General features: G+C 74.3%; 20 protein-coding genes. 3 read left to right on the top strand and 17 right to left on the bottom strand.

Annotated features, from left to right (window positions below; all coding sequences use genetic code 11):
• Positions 1 to 24: 24 nt before the first annotated feature.
• From ACN260_RS28270 to ACN260_RS28240, 7 genes are all read right to left on the bottom strand, one after another.
• Positions 25 to 888, bottom strand: a complete 864-nt coding sequence (locus ACN260_RS28270) for a type II secretion system F family protein (protein ID WP_422753841.1) — start codon at positions 886 to 888, stop codon at positions 25 to 27.
• A complete protein-coding gene (locus ACN260_RS28265; protein WP_422753840.1) occupies positions 885 to 1,784 on the bottom strand; it encodes a type II secretion system F family protein in 900 nt (299 codons plus the stop codon). Before ACN260_RS28265 ends, ACN260_RS28270 begins: the two co-directional genes overlap by 4 nt.
• Positions 1,781 to 3,328 carry a CpaF family protein gene (locus tag ACN260_RS28260; protein ID WP_422753839.1) on the bottom strand — a complete coding sequence of 516 codons (1,548 nt, stop codon included), beginning with the start codon at positions 3,326 to 3,328 and terminating at the stop codon, positions 1,781 to 1,783. Before ACN260_RS28260 ends, ACN260_RS28265 begins: the two co-directional genes overlap by 4 nt.
• Positions 3,318 to 4,121, bottom strand: coding sequence for an AAA family ATPase (locus ACN260_RS28255; protein WP_422753838.1), 804 nt, complete (start codon positions 4,119 to 4,121; stop codon positions 3,318 to 3,320). The genes ACN260_RS28260 and ACN260_RS28255 overlap by 11 nt, the downstream gene beginning before the upstream one ends.
• Positions 4,122 to 4,123: 2 nt before the next feature.
• Positions 4,124 to 4,774, bottom strand: a complete 651-nt coding sequence (locus tag ACN260_RS28250) for an SAF domain-containing protein (RefSeq protein WP_422753837.1) — start codon at positions 4,772 to 4,774, stop codon at positions 4,124 to 4,126.
• 114 nt (positions 4,775 to 4,888) lie between these two features.
• Positions 4,889 to 5,887, bottom strand: coding sequence for a hypothetical protein (locus ACN260_RS28245; RefSeq protein WP_422753836.1), 999 nt, complete (start codon positions 5,885 to 5,887; stop codon positions 4,889 to 4,891).
• Positions 5,881 to 6,441 (bottom strand): hypothetical protein, encoded by a 561-nt coding sequence (locus ACN260_RS28240; RefSeq protein WP_422753835.1) that lies wholly within the window; start codon positions 6,439 to 6,441, stop codon positions 5,881 to 5,883. The genes ACN260_RS28245 and ACN260_RS28240 overlap by 7 nt, the downstream gene beginning before the upstream one ends.
• 559 nt (positions 6,442 to 7,000) lie before the next feature.
• On the opposite strand from ACN260_RS28240, the gene ACN260_RS28235 reads away from it, so the two are divergent.
• A complete protein-coding gene (locus tag ACN260_RS28235; RefSeq protein WP_422756855.1) occupies positions 7,001 to 7,702 on the top strand; it encodes a prepilin peptidase in 702 nt (233 codons plus the stop codon).
• 6 nt (positions 7,703 to 7,708) lie between these two features.
• On the opposite strand, the gene ACN260_RS28230 is transcribed toward ACN260_RS28235, so the two are convergent.
• The gene (locus ACN260_RS28230) at positions 7,709 to 8,332 is read right to left on the bottom strand and encodes a phosphatase PAP2 family protein (RefSeq protein ID WP_422753834.1); all 624 of its coding nucleotides are present in this window, start codon (positions 8,330 to 8,332) and stop codon (positions 7,709 to 7,711) included.
• A 168-nt stretch (positions 8,333 to 8,500) separates the two neighbouring features.
• On the opposite strand from ACN260_RS28230, the gene ACN260_RS28225 reads away from it, so the two are divergent.
• Entirely contained in the window at positions 8,501 to 10,852 is a 2,352-nt protein-coding gene (locus tag ACN260_RS28225; protein ID WP_422753833.1) for a glycoside hydrolase family 65 protein, read from the top strand.
• Here the strand turns inward: ACN260_RS28225 and ACN260_RS28220 are convergent.
• Positions 10,817 to 11,302 carry a hypothetical protein gene (locus tag ACN260_RS28220; RefSeq protein WP_422753832.1) on the bottom strand — a complete coding sequence of 162 codons (486 nt, stop codon included), beginning with the start codon at positions 11,300 to 11,302 and terminating at the stop codon, positions 10,817 to 10,819. The two genes, ACN260_RS28225 and ACN260_RS28220, sit on opposite strands and share 36 nt — an antisense overlap.
• A gap of 186 nt (positions 11,303 to 11,488) precedes the next feature.
• Here ACN260_RS28220 and ACN260_RS28215 point away from each other — a divergent pair, with 186 nt between their 5' ends.
• On the top strand, positions 11,489 to 12,271 hold the full coding sequence (locus tag ACN260_RS28215) for an SAM-dependent methyltransferase (RefSeq protein WP_422753831.1): 783 nt from the start codon (positions 11,489 to 11,491) through the stop codon (positions 12,269 to 12,271).
• Positions 12,272 to 12,338: 67 nt separating this feature from the next.
• Here ACN260_RS28215 and ACN260_RS28210 read toward each other — a convergent pair whose 3' ends face one another.
• The 8 genes from ACN260_RS28210 to ACN260_RS28175 all read right to left on the bottom strand — a co-directional run bounded on the left by ACN260_RS28210 (position 12,339) and on the right by ACN260_RS28175 (position 20,929).
• A complete protein-coding gene (locus ACN260_RS28210; protein ID WP_422753830.1) occupies positions 12,339 to 13,376 on the bottom strand; it encodes an NADPH:quinone reductase in 1,038 nt (345 codons plus the stop codon).
• Positions 13,377 to 13,426: 50 nt separating this feature from the next.
• Positions 13,427 to 14,653, bottom strand: a complete 1,227-nt coding sequence (locus ACN260_RS28205; protein WP_422753829.1) for an MFS transporter — start codon at positions 14,651 to 14,653, stop codon at positions 13,427 to 13,429.
• 188 nt (positions 14,654 to 14,841) lie between these two features.
• Positions 14,842 to 15,315 carry an RrF2 family transcriptional regulator gene (locus ACN260_RS28200; RefSeq protein WP_422753828.1) on the bottom strand — a complete coding sequence of 158 codons (474 nt, stop codon included), beginning with the start codon at positions 15,313 to 15,315 and terminating at the stop codon, positions 14,842 to 14,844.
• Positions 15,316 to 15,344: 29 nt separating this feature from the next.
• Positions 15,345 to 17,312, bottom strand: coding sequence for a chorismate-binding protein (locus ACN260_RS28195; RefSeq protein WP_422753827.1), 1,968 nt, complete (start codon positions 17,310 to 17,312; stop codon positions 15,345 to 15,347).
• Positions 17,313 to 17,407: 95 nt separating this feature from the next.
• Positions 17,408 to 18,055 carry an isochorismatase family protein gene (locus ACN260_RS28190; protein ID WP_363649971.1) on the bottom strand — a complete coding sequence of 216 codons (648 nt, stop codon included), beginning with the start codon at positions 18,053 to 18,055 and terminating at the stop codon, positions 17,408 to 17,410.
• A 20-nt stretch (positions 18,056 to 18,075) separates the two neighbouring features.
• Complete coding sequence (locus ACN260_RS28185; protein WP_422753826.1) at positions 18,076 to 18,849, bottom strand: 2,3-dihydro-2,3-dihydroxybenzoate dehydrogenase; 774 nt, start codon at positions 18,847 to 18,849, stop codon at positions 18,076 to 18,078.
• A complete protein-coding gene (locus ACN260_RS28180) occupies positions 18,846 to 20,411 on the bottom strand; it encodes an AMP-binding protein (RefSeq protein ID WP_422753825.1) in 1,566 nt (521 codons plus the stop codon). The genes ACN260_RS28185 and ACN260_RS28180 overlap by 4 nt, the downstream gene beginning before the upstream one ends.
• A 2-nt stretch (positions 20,412 to 20,413) precedes the next feature.
• Positions 20,414 to 20,929, bottom strand: coding sequence for an SRPBCC family protein (locus tag ACN260_RS28175; protein WP_422756854.1), 516 nt, complete (start codon positions 20,927 to 20,929; stop codon positions 20,414 to 20,416).
• Between the last annotated feature and the right edge of the window lie 489 nt (positions 20,930 to 21,418).

Raw genomic sequence — 21,418 nt, 5'->3', positions numbered from 1 at the left:
CGGGACTCCTTGGGGAGGGTTTGATCAGAGGCGGGCGATGAACGGATAGAGGACGAAGGCCAGCAGTACGAAGACGAGCAGCGAGCCGGGAATGTCCAGCCGGCTGGTGACGCCCTCGGCGCGGGCCAGGTTGTCGGTGCGGATCTGGTCCCGGAGCGACTCGGCGCGGCTGCGCAGCGTCTCGTGCACCTGGGCACCCTCGCTGCCGGAGGACCGCATGATCGCCCCGACGTCACCCAGCTCCGGAATGCCGATCTTCTCGGCCAGCTCCTGCAACTCGTCCCAGGGCGAGTGCATCTGCATCTGGGCGATCCGCAACGACTCCCGGATGCGGGCGAAGACCCAGCCGTCGCAGACCGCCGCCGCGCGTTCCAGCGACTGCACCGGGCCGTGTGCCGCCGACAGCTGCAACGCCACCAGGTCCAGGTAGGTGCAGACCGCGGCGCGGAACTCCTCCCGGGCGGTGTCCGCCTTGGCCAGCACCGACCGGTGCGCGAGCAGCGCGCAGACCAGCGCGAACCCCAGACTGCCCAGCACCGGTACGACCACCGGCATGCTCACCCCGGCCAGGAAGAGCAGCGCCCCCGCCACCGTCGGGGTGGCCAACCCGACCAGCGCGGAGAGCAGGATCGACATCGTGTACTGCTCGGGGGTCTGGTCGAGCAGGGCGAGCTGCCGGTGCGGCGGGCGCAGCCAGCGGGCGAAGCCCCCCAACCAGTCCGGTCCGCGTCCGGCGGCGACGGCGGTGCCCGGTGGCTGGTGCAGCCGGCGCAGCGCCGGGCCGAGCGCCGGGGAGGCCGGCAACGCCTCCCGGACCAGCAGGAACAGGCCGAGCCCGATGGCCGCCCCGCCGAGCACCGCGATGGTGAGCTGCCAGTTGAGCGTCACGCGACCACCTCCGCCGGGTCGGGCCTCGGCAGGAACCGGGGCGGCGGCGGGGGCTGGCTCATCGCGCGTACCCAGGCCAGCAGGGCGATGAACGCCGTGGCGAGCACCGCCATCAGCACCTGACCGAAGAACGTCCCGTACGGCCTGACGTACTCGGTGTTGACCAGCCCGTACGCCAGCACGGCCAGGGTCATCCCGGTGAGGAAGCGGACCGCGAACCGGGGCTGGGTGCGTTTGGCCTCCACCTCGCGCCGGGTGGCCACCTCGGCGGAGGCGGCCGACGCGATGGAACCGAGCACGTCGCCGAGGCGCTCGCCCCGGTCGGTCAGGTGCAGGATCAGCGCGGCGACCACCTGGTCGCAGACCGGGTCACCGATCTCGTCGGCGAACGCCAGCAGGGCGGACCGGGCCGTCCAGCCGGCCTGGAGGCGGGCGGCGAGCAGCCGTACCTCCTCCTGGATCTCCTCCGGGACGGTGGCGATGGTGGTGACGATCGCCTGCTGGAGGCCCTGCCCGGTGTTGGAGACGTCCTTGAGCCGGCGGGTCCACTCGCCGACCGCCTCGATCCGGGTGATCGCCCGCTGTTCGGCCCGGCCCACCGCGAACAGCCAGGGCACGCCCGGCACCGCCACCGCCACGATCAGCCCCACCACCGGCAGCCCGGTCAGCAGGAACGCCAGCGCCCCCGCCACCGCCGCCGCGCCCAGGGTCATCTGGTGCGCCCGCTGGTCCCGCCGGTTGGTGCCGGAGCCGAGCCAGAGCCGGCGCAGCCCGGTGGTCGAACTCCGGGCCGGTCGGGTCGGCTTGGTGGTGCCGAACAGCGCCACCACGGCCAGCACGATCCCGCCGACGCAGGCCGCGCCGGAGACCACCGCGAGCAGTTCGATGGTGCTCATCGGCGTACCGCCGGGGCGAGGCGGCTGTGCCGGGGCCTACGCCACGCGCCCGCGCCGGCCTCGATGAAGCGGGACAGCAGCCGGGCGTCGTAGCCGACCCGCAGCAGTTGACCACGGACCCGTTCCGGCAGGTGGCGGGGGACTGCCCGACCGTCGGGGCCGGGCCCGAAGACGGTGGTGGTGGTGATCCGGTTGGCGTCGCCGACCCCGATCACCTCCTCCACGTGGGAGACGAACCGGTGCTTGCGTCCGCCGATCGCGGTCTCGTCCTCGACGGTGACGTAGACGATCAGGTCGAGGGCGTTGCCGGCCATCCGGCGGGCCTGGTCGACGGTCATCTCCCGGCCGTGCGCCAGGGCCAGCTCGATGATCCGTTCGCTCACCCCGGCCGGGGTACGGGCGTGGATGGTGCACATCGACCCACGGCTGGTGGTCATCGCCTGGAGCATCGGCACGATCTCCCGGGACCGGACCTCACCGACGATGATCCGCAGCACGCCCATCCGCAGCGACAGCGGGATCAGGTCGGCGATGCTCACCTCGCCGGCGGGCCGACCGTCCAGGCCGCGTTCGCCGTGCCCCTCCCGGGCCTCGAAGCTCATCACCGCCCGGTGCTTGTCGCCGCGGCGGGCCGGCAGCAGTTCCCGGCTCTCCTCCAGCAGCACGTACGGCTCGTCGGGCGGGATCTCGTCCATCAACGCCCGGATGACCGTGGTCTTGCCGGCCCCGGCCAGCCCGGCGACCATGATGTTCAACCCGGCCCGCATGGACGCCCGGAGGAAGTCGCGCAGCAGCGGGTCGATCATCTCGTCCAGGTCGGGGCGGCTGCCGGCCAGGTCGTCGAGGCTGACGTCGAGCGTGTTGTGCTTACGGATCACCGCGTACGGGCGGTGGCTGACCAGGAACACCGCCGCCAACCGGCTGCCGTCGGGCAGTTGCAGGTCCAGCGTCGGCTTCGAGGTGGACAGCGACCGCTCGGTGGCCCCGGCCCGGCGGGCCGCCGCCTGGAGGATCTCCACCAGCTCGTCGTCGCTGTCGGCGATCGGCTCACCCCAGTCGACGCCGCCGCCGTGCCGGGTGATGCGCACCTGGTCACAGCCGAGGATGTGCACCTCCTCGATGGTGTCGTCGACCAGCAGGGTCTGTAGCCGGCCCAGCCCGACCAGTTCGGCGGTCACCTGGTCGAGCAGGGTGCGTTCCTCGTCGGCGCTGAGCGGGGTGCCGGCCCGGCGTACCGCGTCGGCGTAGCCGGAGACCACGGCGACGGCGAGCCGGGCCCGCTCGACCTCCTCGGCGTCGGCGTCGAACTCCCGGCCGCGCTGCCACTGGGTGAGCCGTTCGCTCAGCTCCCGGCGCAGCTCGCGGACCACCGCGAAGTCCACCTTCGGCCGGGGTGGCGCGGTAGGTGGGGCCGGCGGCGGGGCGGCGGCCGGCGGTGGCGCGGGGGTGTGGCGCCGGCCGTTCACCGGGGCCAGCGGCGGCATCGTCGAGGTGACTCCCGGCGGCGGGGTACGCGGGTCGTGGGAGACCGGCTCAAACCGCATCCGGCACCCCCTGCGCCGGGGCCGGCCAGGCCAACCGGGCCCGCCGTTGCTCCAGCAGCTCCCGTACCGGGGCCTCCAACCCGGCCGCCGCGCGCATCAGCGGCCGTCCGGCGCGGACGGTGCCGCCGAAGCTGAGCGCCTGCGCGGTACGCGGGTCCTCCGGCAACCGGGCGATCACCGGTACCCCCAACGCCTTGCCGATCTCGGCCTTGCCGTGCCCGTCGCCGACGACCACCAGCCGCAGCGTGCCCGGGGGCACCCGGTGGTGGGTGAAGTCCCGTTCGATGGCCCGGATCATCGACCGGGTGCCGGAGAGCCCGGGAAGCTGCGCCCGGGTCACCAGCAGCACCACGTCGGCGGCGCGCAGCAGCGGCCAGGGCGGCCCGAAGACCTGTAGACGTCCACAGTCGACGATCACGTCGTAGCCGGGACGGCCCTTCTCCAGGGTGCGGAAGAAGTCGGCGAACCGTTGCCACAGCGGGGCTACGCTGCCGGCCTGCGCCGGGTCCACCACACCGGGCAGCAGCAGCCGTTCCCGCCGCGGCGCGTCCAGGTCGACCAGTTGCGACCAGAACGTCGACTCCAGGCTGCCGTCGCGCAGCTCACCCACGGCCAGCTCGCCGATGCCGCGCGGCCCGTCGAGCTGGCCGCCCAGGTACCCGGCGAGCACCGAGCCGCCGGCCGGGTCGCACTCGGCGAGCACCAGCCGCCGGTGCCAGCTCAGGGTGCAGGCCAGCGCCGTGGTGGTGACGCCGGGCGACCCCTTCGCCGAGACCAGCGCGATGATGGCCATGGTCAGGCCGCCTCGGTCAGCACGAGGGCGATCCGCTCCTGCGCGGCCAGCACCACCACCGCCGGGACGTCCCGGACGGCGAGCGCCAGGTAGATCACCACGTCGTCGTTCTCCGGGGTGAGGGTGTCGATCACCGTGGCGGTGAACCGGGTGGACGACGGCGCGTTGTCGGAGTCCTCGTCCGGGGTGCTGACCAGCAGCACCTTGTCGCCGGGGTGCAGCTTGCGGGCCGGCACCCTGCTCGGCTCCAGGCCCAGCGCGATCTGCTGCTGCCCCTGACCGAGCAGCGGGGCGTCGGTGAGCTGCGCCATGGTGAGCAGCGACCCGGGGACCAGCGACACGGCGGCCCGCTTGCCGACCACCTCGTCGCGCTTCTTCGCCGGCACCGGGGAGAGCCCGGCACCCCCGGAGACCTGCACGCTGACCAGGTCGTCGGCGGTCAGGATGCGACCCACCTCGACCGGGCGGGCGATCGCCAGGTAGCTGCCGGTGGCCCGTACCGAGGTGACCGCGAAGGCCGCGCCGAGGCCACCCAGCGCGATCAGCAGCACGGCGAGACCGAGCAGGCCGGGTCGGGTACGGCGCTGCCGGACCACCTTGGGCGGGGCGATCGGCGCATCCACCGGAACTCCATCGCGGGTGGCCAGACTCACTGGACGATCTCCGTTCGCGACTGCGGGGCTCGCAAAACCGGCTCACTCCTCGCGCTCACTGGACGATCTCCGTTCGCGACTGCGGGGCTCGCAGAACCGTGGCGTGCGGGGTGCTCATCGGGTCACCACCTGGAGTTCCTTGATCTGGATGTCGACGACGCCGCTGGTGCGGGTCTGCGCGATGTCGCCGCTGCGGCCACCGCCGACCCAGTGCACGTTCCAGAACGTGGTGGCGCTGACCCGGTAGTTGCCGACCCTGGGATAGCCGTCGTAGCCGCAGGTCGGCGACTTCTTGCCGGCGTTCGGGCCGGTCGACTTGTACGGCGTGCCGGGGCCCCTACAGGTGATCTTCCTGCCGTTGCCCATGTCCCACACGATCCGCTGGACCCGCGCGGTGATCCGTACGGTCAGGCCCCGGTCGCTGGCCGAGGCGCTGAGCGGGCCGAAGTAGTTCTCGCCGCTGCTGGCCCACATCCAGACCGGCAGGCCGACCAGGCCGGGGCCGAGGCTGCGCCGGGGGGCGACCGACGCGCGGGGCGGCAGCAGGCTGATCGAGGCGAGCGCCCGGCGGGCCAGCTCCTCCGGGTCGGGCGGGGTGCCGAACCCGGGCGGCGGCCCGTCGAGCAGCACCATCGACTGGTCGCCCAGGTCCCCGCCGTTGCAGGTCCGGACGTACCACACCTGACCCTCGGGGGCCTCCTCCTGCGGCTCGGCGACCTTGTAGTAGCAGCCGCTGGAGTTGTCGAACCAGCCGAGGTTCGGGTTGTAGCAGGGCAGCGGCTTGCCGTTCCACTGGCACTTCGGGGCCGCGCCGGGGCTGTTCGGGCTGCCCGGCCCGGTGTCACCGCCCGGGTCGCCGGGGGTGCCCGGGTCGTCGTCCCAGATGCTGCAGTCGTTCTGGCCCGGCGGGCACTCCACCCCCGGGCCGGCGGCCTGCGCCGGGGCGGGTGGCGCGGCCACGGCCACCAGTACGGCCAGCAGCAGACCGGCCAGCACCCGACGGGGCAGGCCGGATGGGAGCGGACGGCGCGCGGCGGGCGCGGGGGCGGCCGGGACGGTGGGGGACACGGTGGCGGCGTGGGTCGGCACGGGCGTTCCTTCCCGGGTCAACATGGCTGGTCCTCGTGGGCGGCCCCGGAGTTGATCAGCCAGCGGCCGTCCGGGTAGCGGGTCGCGGTGGCGGTCGCCAGGTGCCGGGTGCCGGCCGAACCGGGCACCACCCGTTTGTCCTTTCGGTAGACCAGCCGGTAGTCGGTGGCGTCCAGGCAGTCCTGGATCTCCACGGTCGGCGGGTCGCTGTCAAGGCTGACCGAGGTGACGGAGGGCTCCGACGTCAACGTCCCGGTGCGGACCGCGCCGTGCCGGCGGGCGTCGTCGATCGCCACCCGGACCCGGGTGAGCAGCGGGTCGCCCAGGAACCGGGTCAGCTTCGGATGGCGGGGGTCGCTGTCCCGGCTCGCCTCCCGGGAGGCTTCCAGATATCCGGCGTACGCGGCCAGCGCGGCCCGCTCGGCCGCCTGCTCCGCCTCGGTGGACGGGCGGCCGTCGCCGGCCGGTCGGGTGGCGGGGGCGGAGGTCGTCTCCGGCGGGTCGGCGCAGCCGGCGAGGGCGGCCACCACGGCGACGACCAGGCAGCTGGTCCAGTGGCGGGATCGCCCTGTACGCATTGCCGTGCCCTCCTCGGTGGCGCCCGGTGGCGACGATCGTGGCGGCCTCCGGGCATGCGGCGGTACTCCGGGATGATGTCGATCGGACAATTCCGGGTGCTGCGGCATTTACCTGTGTGGATCTTGTGTGAATGGGTGGTCGTGGCGTCCGACGCGGCTGCTCGGGGTTGCGTCGCACTCAAGGGGCGAGCATAGGCTGACGTGCGCCGATGCAACAGAGGCAATTCATCCGAGCACTCACCGTGATGGGCAGGAGTGACCGAAGGTGGGCGATGTCCAGGGTGTCCGACCGGTGTCACCGGTGCCCGCCGATCGCGGGTCGTTACCCGCCGAAGGGGTCGGCCCGGCCGGCGAACCGCCTGCGTCGCCGGAGGATGGGGGACGGGTCGAGCAGGCTGGTCCGATCCGCTTCCCGAAGGCAGCCGTCGATGCACCGGAAGCGCCCGACGGGACGGGGGACGTGCAGGCCTGCACTGCGGACGCCGAGCTGATACCGGACCGTTACGTCGACCCCGTCCGGACGTCACGCTCCGTGTCTGTTGTCCGGCGGCTGGCCGGGATGCTTGCGGTCGTACCGGTGCTGCGGCTCGCGGTCGCCCGGTACTCCGTACCCCCGGGGGTGGCCGACCGGGCCGGGTGCGACGGCTGCGGCGCTGCGGTCGGGCTGGACCGGCCGCTGCCGGCGCTCGGGCCGACGGCCCGCTGTCCGGCCTGCGCGGGCCGGGTCGGTGCCGCGCCGTTCGCGGTCGAGGCGCTGCTGGTGGTGGCCGTGGCGGTGCTGGCGCTGGTCGACGGCCCGGTGGCCGGGCGGGTCGCGCTGGCCTGGTGGCTCGGCTGTGCGGTCCCGCTCGTGCTGGTGGATCTGGCGGTGCACCGGCTGCCGGACCGGCTTACCTGGCCCGCCGCCGTCGGCACCTGGGCGTTGCTCGGGGTGGCGGCGGCGACCGGGGCGGGTGCCGGGGCGTGGCTGCGGGCGGTGACCGCCGGGGTGGCGCTCGGCCTGGCCTTCGCCACCACCACACTGCTGCTCGGTCGGCGGGGCTTCGGCCTCGGCGATGCCAAGCTGGCGCTCGGGGTGGGGGCGTTGCTCGGCTGGCAGGGGTGGGGGGCGGTGGTGACCGGGCTGGTGCTGACCTTCCTGCTGTCGGCGCTGGTCGGGGTGGTGCTGCTGGCCAGCCGCCGGGTCGGGTGGTCGAGCCACCTGCCGTTCGGGCCGTTCCTGGTCGTCGGCACCTGCGCGACGCTCCTGCTGGCGGGCTGACCCCGCTCAGCCGACCCGCTGACCCTGGTCGACCCCCCGGGTGGCCGGTCCGGGGTGCCGGCGCAGCAGTTCGGCGAGGGGTCGGGCCGCCGGGAGGCCGACCAGCAGGGTCACCGCCAGTCCGAGCAGCAGGCCGGCGAGGACGTCGTGCGGGTAGTGCACGCCCACGAAGACCCGGGAGAACGCGGCGAGCAGCGCCAACGGGGCGGCCAGCAGACCCCACCGGGGGGACAGCAGCAGGACTGCGGTGGCCAGCGCCCCGGCGATCGTGGCGTGGTTGCTCGGGAATGACCAGTCACCGGCCGGCGGGCAGGGTGCGGCCAGGATGGTGACCGCCCCCCGACAGGGTCGCTCCTCGTCGATCAGCGACTTGAGCAGTTCGCTGCACCCGTACGCCAGGACGACGGTGGCCGGCGCGACCAGGGCGAGGGCCCGGCCCCACGGGTCGGGTCGGCGCAGCCGGGGCACGGCGACGGCCACCAGCATCAGGCCGAGCAGCAGGATCACCGCCTCGGTGAAGTGCACCGCGAACCACTGCACCGGGGCCGGGACGGCACCGGCAACGTCGACGACGTCGCGGTACCACTCCTCGCTGATATCAGGAATACCTGTGGTAATCGTCTGAATCATTGCTCACCTCACCAAAGTGTCATACCTCATTTAGTTCTGTCGAGGTGTGGAAACCGGGTTTAACGGTCACATGGTGCGCGATGCCGGGGCGGATCCTCGCCCCCGTCACAGCGAGTTCACAGCGGTCCCCGCGATTGGCCGCCCACCGCCACCGGGTACCTCCCCGCCGTGCAGACGGACCAGACCTGGCAGATCCGGCGGACCGCCACCGACCTGGACCGACTCGGCGAGACCGAGTCGGTCTTCGCCCTGTCCAACGGCTGGGTGGGCTGGCGGGGCACCCTCGACGAGGGCCAGCCCTACGGCATGCCGGGCAGCTACCTCAACGGGTTCCACGAACGGCGGCGACAGAGCTACCCCGAGGACGGGTACGCCTTCCCGCAGGAGAGCGACACCGTGATCAGCGCGCCCAACGCCGCCCTGATCCGGCTCTGGGTGGCCGGCGAACCTCTCGACCTGCGCACCGGGACCGTCCGCGCCCACGAGCGCACCCTCGACCTGCGGGCCGGCGTGGTACGCCGGTGCACCGAGTGGATCTCACCGGGCGGGCACGGGGTACGGGTCCGCAGCACCCGGCTGGTCTCCCTGCCCCGACGCGCCGTCGCCGCCGTCCGCTACGAGGTCGAACCGCTCGACGACCGGCCGGTCGAGATTCGGGTCTGCTCGGACGTGCTCGCCAACGAGCGGGTGCCCGAACGCGCCGACGACCCCCGCGCCGCCTCCGTCGTGCCCGACCCGCTCGACGCCGAACTGCACCGCCCCGACGGCCACCGGGGCGTGCTGGTGCACCGCACCGACCGCAGCGCCCAACGGGTCGCCGTCGCGGTCACCCACGACACGGACGTGCCGGCGGGGTTCACCGACGGCGACGACCACACCCCGGACCGGCTGCGCACGACCATCGAAGGACGGCTCGCCCCGGGTGACCGGCTCCGCCTGACCAAGTACGCCGCGTACGAATGCGCCCCGGTCGACGGCGGCACCCCCGGCGAGTTGGCCGACCTGGTCACCGCCGAGGCCGCCGCCGCCCACCGGCACGGGTTCGACGCGCTCCTGGCCGACCAGCGGGCCACCCTGGACGAGCGGTGGCGCACCGCCGACGTGGAGATCGACGGTGACCCGGAACTCCAGCAGGCCGTCCGGTTCTCGGTGTTCCACCTTCTCCAGGCGGGCCGGGTCGACGGCGACCGGACCATCGCGGCGAAGGGACTCACCGGCAACGGCTACGACGGGCACGTGCTGTGGGACACCGAGAGCTACGTGCTGCCGGTGCTGACGTACCTGCTGCCCGGGGTGGCCCGCAGCGCGCTGCGCTGGCGGCACGCCCACCTGCCGCAGGCCCGGGAGCGGGCCGCCGAGCTGCGGTTGACCGGGGCGACCTTCCCCTGGCGGACCATCGGCGGCCGGGAGTGCTCCGGCTACTGGCCCGCCGGCACCGCCGCCCTGCACGTCAACGCCGACATCGCCGACGCGGTGCTGCGCTACGTCACGGTCACCGGCGACCAGGAGTTCCTCGCCGACACCGGGCTGGAACTGCTGGTGGAGACGGCCCGGCTGTGGGCCGGCTACGGCCACTGGTCCGACGACGGCGCGTTCCACGTCACCGGGATCACCGGCCCCGACGAGTACGCCGCCCTGGTCGACGACAACGTCTTCACCAACCTGATGGTCCGGCGCAACCTGCGGGGTGCCGCCGACGCCGCCGGACGGCACCCGGAGCGGGCCGCCGCGCTCGGCGTCGACCCGGCGGAGATCGCCGGCTGGCGGGCCGCCGCCGACGCGGTGCACCTGCCCTACGACCGCAAGCTCGGGGTGCACCAGCAGGCGGCCGGTTTCACCGAGCAGCCCGAGTGGGACTTCGCGGCGACGACCGACGACGACTACCCGCTGCTGCTGCACTACCCCTACCTGGAGCTGTACCGGCGGCAGGTGGTCAAGCAGGCCGACCTGGTGCTCGCCATGCAACGTTGCCCGGGGGAGTTCACCGCCGAGGACAAGGCCCGCAACTTCGCCTACTACCAGGCCCGCACCGTCCGCGACTCGTCGCTGTCCGCCGGCTCCCAGGCGGTGCTCGCCGCCGAACTGGGCCACCTCGACCTGGCCTACGACCTGTTCGCCGAGGCGGCGCTGCACGACCTCGCCGACCTCGGCGACAAGACCGGCGACGGGCTGCACCTGGCGGCCCTGGCCGGGGCGTGGACGGCCGTGGTGGAGGGCTTCGGCGGGCTGCGCGACGACACCGGCGTGCTCTCGTTCGACCCCCGGCTGCCGGCCCGGATCGACCGGCTCGCCTTCCACCTGCGCTGGCACGGGCAGCGGCTGCGGGTCACGCTGACCCGCGACGGGGCCCGCTACGAGCTGCCCGACGCCGACCCGGAGACGACGGTCGACCTGCGGCACGCCGGGGAGCCCGTCACGGTCACCGGCGCGGCGGCGGTCACCCGGCCCCTGCCGCAGGTGCCCGACCCGGGGCCGGAACCGCCGTCACCGCACGGTCGGCGGCCCGCCCGGCGGGCCTGACCCGGCCCGCATCCGCTCCCGCACCACCGCCAGCTCCTCGAACGCGTACGCCCAGTTGTGGCACTTGAAGCTGCGTAGGCCGGTGACCGGGGTGTGGCAGTCGAGGCAGTGCACCCCGGCGATCGCGTCCGGGATCTCGGTGTTGACGTACCGGCGGTCGCCGAGGATCACCGTGGCGATCATCAGTGGGTCGTGCACCCCCTTGAGGGCCGAGGCGACGATGTCCAGCCAGGTGGCCCGGCGTCCGCACTTGGGGCAGTCCGGCTCGTCGCCGCTGACCCACAGGGGCGCGCCGATGCTCTGCGCCGGCATCCCGAGCAGCTTCTCCAACCGGCGTACGTCGTGTTCCGGGGTGGTCCAGCGGTGCCGCCCCGGCAGCGAGGCGGGTGAGTCGTACACGGCCCGGAACAGGGCCGGGTCCACCTCCACGGTCTCCCGGGCAGTGTTCATCGGATGCCTCCTCGCCGACAGTCGGTGTCACCGTCATACCGGCAGGTGACCGTCGCGCGCTGCCGGCTCGCCGACACGCGGGGTCAACATGTCGTCGCCCCGGGTGCTAGACATCAGGGCGCGGGGTGCCCGCCGCCCGGCGGTGGGTCGTCCCGCAGCAACGCCGCGAGTGGAGGGAGAGGGCCGGTGACCGCGCCGACCGACGCCGAGCAGGGGCCGAACGTGGCCCGGATGTATGACTACTACCTCGGCGGGTGCCACAACTTCGCCGCCGACCGGGCCGCCGCCGAGCAGATCCTGCGGATCTTCCCGGACACCGGGATCGCCGCCCAGGCAAACCGGCACTTCCTGCGCCGGGCCGTCCGGCACGCCGCCGAGCTTGGCGTACGCCAGTTCCTCGACATCGGTGCCGGGCTGCCCACCCAGGGCAACGTGCACGAGATCGTCCGTCAGGTCGCCCCCGCCTCGACGGTGGTCTACGTCGACTACGACGAGGTCGCCGTCACGCACGCCCGGCGGCTGCTGCCGGCCGACGGGCGGACCACCGTCGTCCACGGCGACCTGCGCCGGCCGGACGAACTGCTGGCCCATCCCGGCGTGCGGGCGGCGATCGACTTCGACCGCCCGGTGGCCGTGCTGCTGGTGGCGGTGCTGCACTTCGTCACCGACGCCGAGCAGCCGTGGGCCTCGGTCGCCCGGCTGCGGGACGCGACCGTCCCCGGTAGCCCGCTGGTCGTCTCCCACCTCACCGCCGACGGTGCCCCGCCGCTGCCCACCCGGCAGGGGCGGGCGGTCTACCAACGCAGCAGCGCCCCGCTGGTGCCCCGTCCGCACGCCGACGTGCTGCGCTTCTTCGACGGCTACGATCTGGTCGATCCGGGGCTGGTCCGGGTGGCCGAGTGGCGACCCGACGGGGAACCCCGGGAGCGGATCTCCCACGGCTACGCCGGGATGGGCCTGCGCCGCTGACCACCGGCCGCTCCGCACGACGCCCGGCCGGGCCGGGCTGCCGCCCCGCCCGGCCCTCCGGTGGTGGTCAGGGTGGGGTGGGCAGCAGGAGGGTGCGTACCCCGTGCAGGCCGTCCTCGGCGCGGCGGTGCGCCTCGGCGGCGGCGGTCAGCGGGAGCGTCTCGACGGTGCGGGCCCGCAGCCGGCCGTCGGCCAGCAACGCGTTGATCGCCCGTGCCGCGTCGGCCAGTTCGGCGACGGTGGCGTGTGAGATCACGAAGCCCAGCACCGCGCCGTCGCGCAGGTACAGCTCACCGGCGGGCAGCGTCGGGGTGGTGCCCAGGCCGGCCAGCACCAGCACCCGGCCCCGGGGTGCGAGCAGGCCGACGGTGCTGGTCAGGTCGTTGACCCCGGCCGCGTCGAGCACCACGTCCACCCCGGACGGGCAGGCCCGGCGGACCTGCGCGGCCCAGTCGGTGTCCCGGTAGTCGACCACCGGTTCCGCGCCGAGGCCGGCGCAGTGGTTGGCGTCGCGGGGGTGCGCGGTGGCCACCACCCGGGCCCCGGCGGCACGGGCCAGGGTGACCGCGGCGCTGCCCACGTTGCCGCCCGCGCCGATCACCAGCACCGTCTCACCCGGCCGGACCCGGGCGTGGGTGACCAGACCGAGGTAGGCGGTGGCCGCCGGGTGCGCCACCGCCACCGCGGTCAACGGGTCCACCCCGGCGGGCACCGGGTAGAGCCGGTCGGCGGGCACCGCCACCCGCCCGGCGGCGGCACCGGGCCGGCCGGCGTGACCCATGCTGTTGCACCACACCCGGTCACCCGGGGCGAAACCGGTGACGGCCGCGCCGACCCGCAGCACCGTGCCGGCCAGGTCCCGCCCGATGACGAACGGGAAGGTCAGCGGGGTGCGGAACGCGCCGGAGCGGACGAAGGCGTCCACCCGGTTCACCGGGCTCGCCTCGACCCTGACCAGCACCTCGGTCGGCGTCGGTTCGGGTGCGGGCAGCGGGCCGACCCGGATCGTCCCGGCGGGCCCGGTGCGGTCCACGTACGCGGCGGTCGTGGTGTCCGTCGCGCCGGGCCGGTCCACCCGGGACACCGGCACGACCGACCTGCCCACGCCCGGCGTCGGTCGGCTGGCGGGACCCCGGCCGGGCCCGGTGGCGCCGGTCACGACGTCACCGCCGGGGTACGCCTGGCGATCCGCTGTCCGAGGTGGAGCACGAGCAGGGCCAGCACCGCTCCGGCCGCACCGAGGGCGTACATGGTGGGCACGCCGGAGGTGAGGGTCGCCCCGCCGACGGTGGTGCCCAGGCCGATGCCGAGGTAGATGGCCGACGAGTTCAGTGACACCACCAGCGGGGCCTGCTGCGGCGCGGCGGCGATCAGGCGGTGCTGCTGCGCCGGGGTCTGACACCAGCTCGCCGCACCCCACGCGCCGACGAGCAGTGCGACCGGGAGGACCGGCGCGGACCCGACGGTGCTGAGCGCGCCGAGCACGCCCAGTGCGACGGCCATCGCGGCGTAGCCGGCCACCAGCACCGGCACCGCGCCCCACCGGTCGGTGGCGTAGCCGGAGGCGACGTTGCCGACGACCGCACCCGCCCCGTAGACCAGCAGCATCAGGTTGACCTGGTAGGCGTCGACGCCGAGTGCGCCGAGGGTGGGCACCGCGAAGGCGTACACCGTGTAGGCGGCGGCCATGCCGATCACGGTGAGTGGCAGCACGGCGAGCACGCCCGGTTGGCGCAGTGCGGTCAACCGGGCGCGCAGCGGCACCGCCGCCGCGCCGGGCAGCGCGGGCATCGCCAGCCGGACGGCCGCCGCGACGGCCAGCGCGAGCAGGGCCACCGCGACGAGCGCGGCCCGCCAGCCGAGCCACCGGCCGGTGAGCCCGCCCAGCGGGACGCCCAGCGCGGTGGCGACGGTGAGCCCGCCGATCACCACGGCCAGCGCCCGCCCGCGCAGCGCCGGGGGGACCAGGGAGGCGCCTGCCGCACCCGCGTTCGGGGTGTACCCGGCGGCACCGGCCGCGGCGACGATCCGGCCGACGATCAGCACCGGCAGCGTGTCGGCGGCGGCCGAGACCAGGTTGCCGGCGGCGAGCACCAGCAACGCGGTGACGAGCAGGGTACGGCGCGGCAGCCGGGCGGTCAGCGTGGACAGCACCGGGGCGAGGACCGCGTACGAGATGGCGAAGACCGTCACCGACTGCCCGGCGGCGGCGGTGGAGACGCGTAGCGCGGCGGCCATGTCGGGGAGCAGCCCGGCGACCACGAACGCGTCGGTGCCGACGGCGAAGGTGCCGGCCGCGAGGATCAGGGTGAAGCGCAGGCCCCGACCGGGCCCGGCGGTGGTGGCCGGCCCCGGGCCGGTGCGGGTGTGCAGGTGGGACATGGGGTCTCCGGATGCGGGACGGCATGCGGCGGCGCGGCGGAGCGCGCCGGGCACGGGAGTCGGGTGTGGACGACCAGTTGGCCGGCGGCGGGGCCCGTCCGGCCCGGCGACCGGTGCTGCGGTCGCGGGTGGACCGGTGGCCGGCGGGTGCGCGGGCCGACGATTCCCCGGCGGTCGCGGGCGGGGCGTCAGCCGCGCAGCAGCGCGTAGCGGCGACGGGTGCGTTCGGCCGCTTCCGCCGGTGCCGAGGCGAGCAGGTCGGCCAGGGTGTGGCCGGCCAGCTCGCGTCGCCAGGCCAGGTCGGCGCGGTGCATGACGGTGCTGATGGCGCACGGGGTGCGGAACTCCGGCGCGGAGGGGTCGACCCCCGCGCCGCGCTGGCGGATCTCGGTGCACCGGAACGGGTTGTCGGCCCCCTCGATCGCCACCGTCACGTCCATCACGGTCACGTCCGCCGGTCGGCGGGCGAGCCGGAACCCGCCGCGCGCGCCGGGCACCGACTGGAGGATGCCGGCCCTGGTCAGGGCCTGGAGGCACTTGGTGAGGTACGCCGGGGGCAGCTCGAACCACTCGGCGAGCCGGACGGCGGGCATCGGGTGTTCGCCGCCGATCCAGGCGAGCGTGAGGCAGCAGTGCAGCCCCCACTCGACCTGCTCGCTCATCCGCACAACCTGGATAATACACGTCCTGGTTAGCTTCGGAAGTCGACGCCGACGGCCGAGAGCATCCGCGCCGCGCCCGGCTTCGGCAGGACCCGCAGCAGTTCCCGCAGGATGCCCACCCCGTCCTCGGTCAGGATCGACTCCGGATGGAACTGCACCGAGGCGAACCCGGCCGCCCGCAACGCGTACACGTCACCGGTCGCCGGATCCCGGCTCACCTGCACCGTCTCGGCGTACCGGCCCAACGGCAGCAGCGAGGTGGGGCAGCGGCCGGTGAAGGTGTTGTAGAAGGCGACCCGGTGCGGCACGCCGAACAGCCGGATCTCCTTCTGCACCCCCTGGTTGGGCACCGGCAGCCGGTGCAGCGGGATACCCAGCAGGTCGCACAGCACCTGGTGGCTCAGGCACACGGCGAGGAACGGACGGCGACCGGCCAGCAACGAGCCGATCGTCTCCCGCAGCAGCCGCACCCTCGGGTCGGCGTCGTCGCGCGGGTCACCCGGACCGGGCCCCAGCACCACCAGGTCGTACCCGTCGACGGTGAACGGCTCGTCGTGCCGGCGTACCGTCACGTCCAGCCCCAGCGAGCGCAGTTGGTGGCCGAGCATGACGGCGAAGGTGTCCTCGGCGTCGACCACCAGCACCCGCCGGCCGTCGAGCGGCGGATCGGCGTCGCCGGCCCGGTGTGGGCCCCCCGTGCCGGGCTGGTCGGAGGCCAACCAGAACCGGCCGACCCGCTCGTTGCGTCGCCGCAGCGCCCGCCGCACCCCCGGATGCCCGGCCAGCCGGCCGACTGGTTGGGCGTGCAGGGCGGTCAGCAGTCCGGCGGCCTTCGCCCGGGTCTCCGCCGCCTCCGCCACCGGGTCCGAGTCGCGCACCAGCGTGGCACCGACCGACAGGCGCAGCCGCCCACCGGAGTCGATGTCGGCGGTACGGATCACGATCGTCGAGTCCAACGTCCGGCGGCCGTCCCCGTCATGGCCGATCAGGGCCAGCGCGCCGCTGTAGTAGGCGCGGCCCGTCGGCTCGTACCGGCCGATCACCCGGGTCGCGTTCTGCAACGGGCTGCCGACCACCGTCGGGGCGAACATCGTCTCCCGCAGCACGTCCCGCACGTCCGCGCCGGTTTCCCCCTCGACCAGGTACTCGGTGTGCGCGAGCCGGGCCATCTCCCGCAGGTACGGCCCCCGGACCCGGGCGCCGTCCGGGCAGAGCCGGGCCATCATCTTCAGTTCCTCGTCGACGACCATGAACAGCTCGGCCGTCTCCTTGGAGGTGGCGAGGAAGTCGAGCACGCCGGGCAGGGTCGGCCCCGACTCCGGGTACCGGTAGGTGCCGCTGATCGGGTTCATCACCGCCCGCCCGCCGGTCAGGCTGACGTGCCGTTCCGGGCTCGCCCCGACCAGCGTCCGGTCGCCGGTGTGCACCAGGAACGTCCAGTACGCGCCGTTCTCCGCCGCGAGCAGCCGGCGGAACAACCGCAGCGCGGCGGTCAGCGGGTCCCCGCCCAGGTCGGCGATCCAGGTGCGCTTGAGGACGAAGTTGGCCCCCTGGCCGCTGCCGATCTCGGCGTCGAGCACCGCGCGCACCAGCCCTGCGTACGCGGCGTCGGACAGGTCGTAGTCGCCGGGGCCGACCGGGATCTCGCCGTCGGGGATGCGCCGCAGCACCTCGGCCAGCGGCAGCACCTCCTGCTGCTCGACCCGCATCGCCAGCAGCGGGGTGCCGTCGTCGGGGGCGGCGAACCCCCGCTCGGCGAGCTGCCGGTAGGGGATCAGCACCAGCAGGTCCTCGCCGGCCGGGGAACCGGCGGGATCGGGCAGGGGCAGTTCGGCCAGCCGGTCGACCGGGGCGACCGGCCCGGCGAGCACGTCGACCCAGCCGTACTCGTGCGCGTACGGCCGGTGCAGCAGGGCGAACGGTCCGTGGCACCCGGCGCGGTCGGCGGGTGGCAGCGGGACCGGGTCGGACGACGGTGGTCGGTGCTGGGTGGACATCGGCCGCCTCCTCTCGTGGTGGTTGGGTGGCCGACCGGCCGGTGCGGGGTTCCGGCCGGTCGGGGATGCGACGGTGGGTGCGGTCCGGCCCGTGGTCAGGCGTGGGCGGCGGTGGTGACGGACAGCGCGGCGAGCAGGGTGTCGGTGTCGGCGACCACGGCGCACCGGTTCGCCGCGTAGGTCAGGGCCATCCGGTGGTCCTCGGCGGTGAAGTCGGCCACCGCGTCGGCGGCCACGAACGTCTCGATGTCGTGCGAGAACGCGTCGCAGGCGGTGGCCAGCACGCCGACGTGCGCGTACACGCCGCAGACGACGAGCTGGTCGCGGCCGGCGGCGCGGATACGGTCCAGCAGGTCGGTGCGGTGGAAGGCGCTGTAGCGCCACTTGGTGAACACCCAGTCCCCGACGGCGGGGGCCAGCGCCGGGTCGACCCGGCGCTGCTGCGGCTCGGCGGTCATCCCCGGCCCCCAGAAGTCGGCGAGCAGGCCCCGCTGGAGGGGGGTCATCGAGCCCGGCTGCGCGGTGTACGCCACCGGAACCCCCAGCTCGGCACAGCGGGCGCGCAGCCGGGCCGCGTTGTGCCGCAGGGCCCGGCCCGGCTGCGCGTCGGGCGGGAACGGGCGCAGGAAGTAGCCCTGCATGTCGTGGACGAGCAGCACCGCGCGGGCCGGGTCGGGCACCCAGCCGACGGTGTTGCCGGGCAGGTCGGGCAGGTCGTACCGGATGGTGTCCGGGATGCCCACGGTTGCCTCCTCGGTCGGGCTCAGACGCCGAGCGTGGCGCCGCCGTCGACGGTCAGGTGCTGCATGGTGATGTGCCGGGCGTCGTCGGAGATGAGGAACAGCACGGCGGCGGCGATGTCAGCCGGGTCGGCGATCCGGCCGAGCGGAATGCCCACCCGGTACGCCTCCGGCACCCCGCCGATGGTGGAGCGCCGGGCGGCGTCGTCGGGCAGCAGCGCGGCCAGCATCGGGGTGTCGGTGGAGCCGGGGGCCACCACGTTGCACCGGATGCCGTACCTGGCGAGTTCCAGCCCGAGCGCCTTGGTGAACGCGGTGGCCGCCGCCTTGGACGCGCCGTACGCGGACATGCCGGCGCGGGCGGTGCCGGCGGCGTTGGAGGCGACGGTGACGATGGTGCCGCGCCGGCGGGGCACCATCCGGTCGGCCACCGCCCGGCAGGTGTGGAACACCCCTGTCGCGTTGACCGCGAAGGTGAGCTGCCAGTCCTCCTCGGTCAGCGTGCGGGCCTCGCCCGGGCGCAGCACCCCGGCGGCGTTGACCAGGGCGTCGATCGGTCCGAGCGTCCGTTCGACGGTGTCCACCAGGTCGCGTACCGCAGCACCCGAGCGGACGTCGGCCGGGTACGCGGTCAGCGGCAGCCCGGCGGAACGGGCCTCGTCCACGGTTGCCCGCAGCCGGTCGGCGTCGCTGTCGACGGCGGCGACCGGGGTGCCGCGCCGGGCCAGCGCCCGCGCCACCTCGGCGCCGATCCCGCCGGCCGCGCCGGTGACCAGGGCCGCGCCGACGGTGCTCACCGACCGACCCCTTCGGCGACGAGTGCCCGGGCCAGCTCCAGCCGCTTGATCTTGGTGGTGGCGGTGTGCGGCAGGTCGGCCAGCCGGCGGTGCACCGGGTCGGCCATCGGCGGCAGCCCTCGGGCCGCCGCGTGCCAGGCGTCGAGGTCGAGGGGCTTGTCGTCGCGGGTGCAGACCACCGGCACCGGCCGGCCCCCGGTGCCCACGATGATCACCTCGGTGAGGTCGGTCATCCGGGCCAGCAGGTGGTCCTCGGCGACCAGCGTGCTGCCGAAACCGGGCACCACGTCGACCTCGCGGTCGAGCAGGTGCAGGCAGCCCCACCGGGTGCGGTAGCCGACGTCGCCCATCTTCCACCAGCCGCCGTCGACCTGGGCCGCGTAGCGTTCCGGCTCGCCGAGGAAGGTGACCGCCCGTCCGTCGCTACGGGCCTCGATCCGACCCGGCGACTCCCGGGTCGGGGGTCGGCCGTCGACCGACACCACCCGGATGTCGGTCATGCCGGGGAACGGCACGCCGACGCAGCGCCCGTCGTGCTCCGGCTCCCACCGCCTGCTGTACGTCCGACCGACCACCGGGCCGGTCTCGCTCTGGCCGTAGAGCTGGGCGAACTTCGGGTTGCGGTGCTCGGAGGCGGCGAGCATCCGGCGGATGGTGCGCGGGTGGATCGCGTCGAACGTGCTGCTGAAGTAGCGGACGCTGGCCAGCGGCCGGCGGGGGTCGTCGGCCAGTTCCTCCCAGCGCAGGAACGAGTTGGGGTGCGCCTCGATCACACCGGGCCGGAACCGGGTGAGCATTTCGGCGGCGCGCGCCGGGTCGTCGTCGGCGAGCACGATCAGCGGTACGCCGCGCGACAGCGCCAGCGTCATCGCGCTGATCGCCCGGGAGTGCACGAACGACACGTGCAGCAGCAGCGGTTCGCGGCGGCGGACCAGCGCGGCGATGGTGGCCTGCGGCCGGTACCGGGCCTGGAGCGACCGGCCGGTGTGCACCGCCATCTTGGGGATGCCGGTGGTGCCGGAGGTGTGGGTGACCAGCGACGGGTGGTCGGCGGGCATGGTCACCGGCGCGACCCGGGGTACGCCGGCAAGCTCCGCCAGCGCGGTGCCCGCCGGGTGGGTGCCGGCGGCGAGCAGCACCCCGTCGGCCAGCTCCCCGACGCCCTCGGGCAGGGTGCCGGTCAACTTCGTCCCGTCGGTGAGCAGGTACGCCGGGGCGGCCCGGCGCAGCAGTTCGGCGACCGTCGCGCCGTCCAGCTTGGGGGAGAGCAGCACCGGTACCGCGCCGATGCGGGCGACGGCGACGGCGAGCAGCGGGATGTCGAACCCGTCCGACTTGTAGACGACCACCCGGTCGCCGGGGCGGATGCGCGCCGCCCAGAGCCGGGAGGCGAGGTCGTCGACGAGGTCCGCGAGCTCGGCCATGGCGATCCGGCGGCCGAGTTCCGGGGCGACGTCCAGGTCGTGGTCGAGGATGAGCAGGTTGGCGGGGTGCCGGGCGAGTGCCCGGTCGAACACCGTGCCGAGTCGGATTCCCTGGTTGGCGATGCGTTGCAGCAGCATGGCTACCGTCCTCCGGAGGGCTGTTCGAGGTAGGTCTTCAGCCGCGCGAGGGTCAGCCCGATGTCGCCGCGCAGCTTCTCGGTCCACTGGGTGAAGAACCGCTCGGTCGCCTCGGTGTCGAGGCCGGCGGTGATGCCCCGGATGCCCTCGGTCGCCTCGCCCATCCGGAACCGGTGGGTGAGCAGGCTGCCGCCGGGGGCGGCGTCGATCTCGAACGACCAGACGCTGTCCTGCCGTTCGCCGGCGCTGTTGCGCATCGCCCAGGCGAACACCCGGCCGGGTTCGGCGCGTACCACCTCGGCGGTGGTCTGCCACCTGCCCCGGACCACCGGTGCCCAGGGCACCACGTCGTCGCTGCGCACGTTGTCGCCCCGGAACACCGCACCGACCGCTCCGGGAGTGCCGTAGATCCATTTCCCGCCCCGGCACTCCGGGCTCCACCGGCCGCTTCCCGCCAGGTCGCTGACCACCTCGTAGATGTGCTGACCGGTGGCGTTCACCTCGATTTCACCGTGCACCGCGAACAATTCGCGACGGCCTTTCGCACCCAACACGGAAACCTCCTCCTGAGGGCGTGCCGGGTCACCGCGCAATGGCGGCGACGGCACGGGGACGGTCGACGACGACCGGATGTTCGTCGGCTGCGCGCGGTGCGGGGAACCCCCGTGACGCGACGGCGCCGGTGACTATGAGTGCCGCAATGATCACTGTCGATCAGGCGTGCGGGTAGACCATAGGTCGGTTGCGGAGGCCGTGCAATGCGTCTCTTCGCCCCGGGTCGGCTCGTCACCGTGCGTCGCAGCCCATCGCGCCTTATCTATTCCCTGGCCATCGGCGGGGTGTCATCCGTGACCCGCAGTCATCAGTTGACCTGTTCAAGTGTCCCGCAATTCGGGAATGGTGATCCGCGGCGGCCGGTTCGCCGGCTCGCTCGGGCGTATCCGGCCGGGCCGAACACGTGTCGGATCGGCGCTCCGGGCCCCCGGGTGAGCGGCGGGGAAGCGACC

The sequence above is a fragment of the Micromonospora sp. WMMD708 genome (assembly GCF_049315245.1).
Taxonomy (GTDB): Bacteria; Actinomycetota; Actinomycetes; order Mycobacteriales; family Micromonosporaceae; genus Micromonospora; species Micromonospora wenchangensis.
Note: the sequence above shows the minus strand (reverse complement) of the source record. Positions and strands in the feature narration are given on the sequence as shown.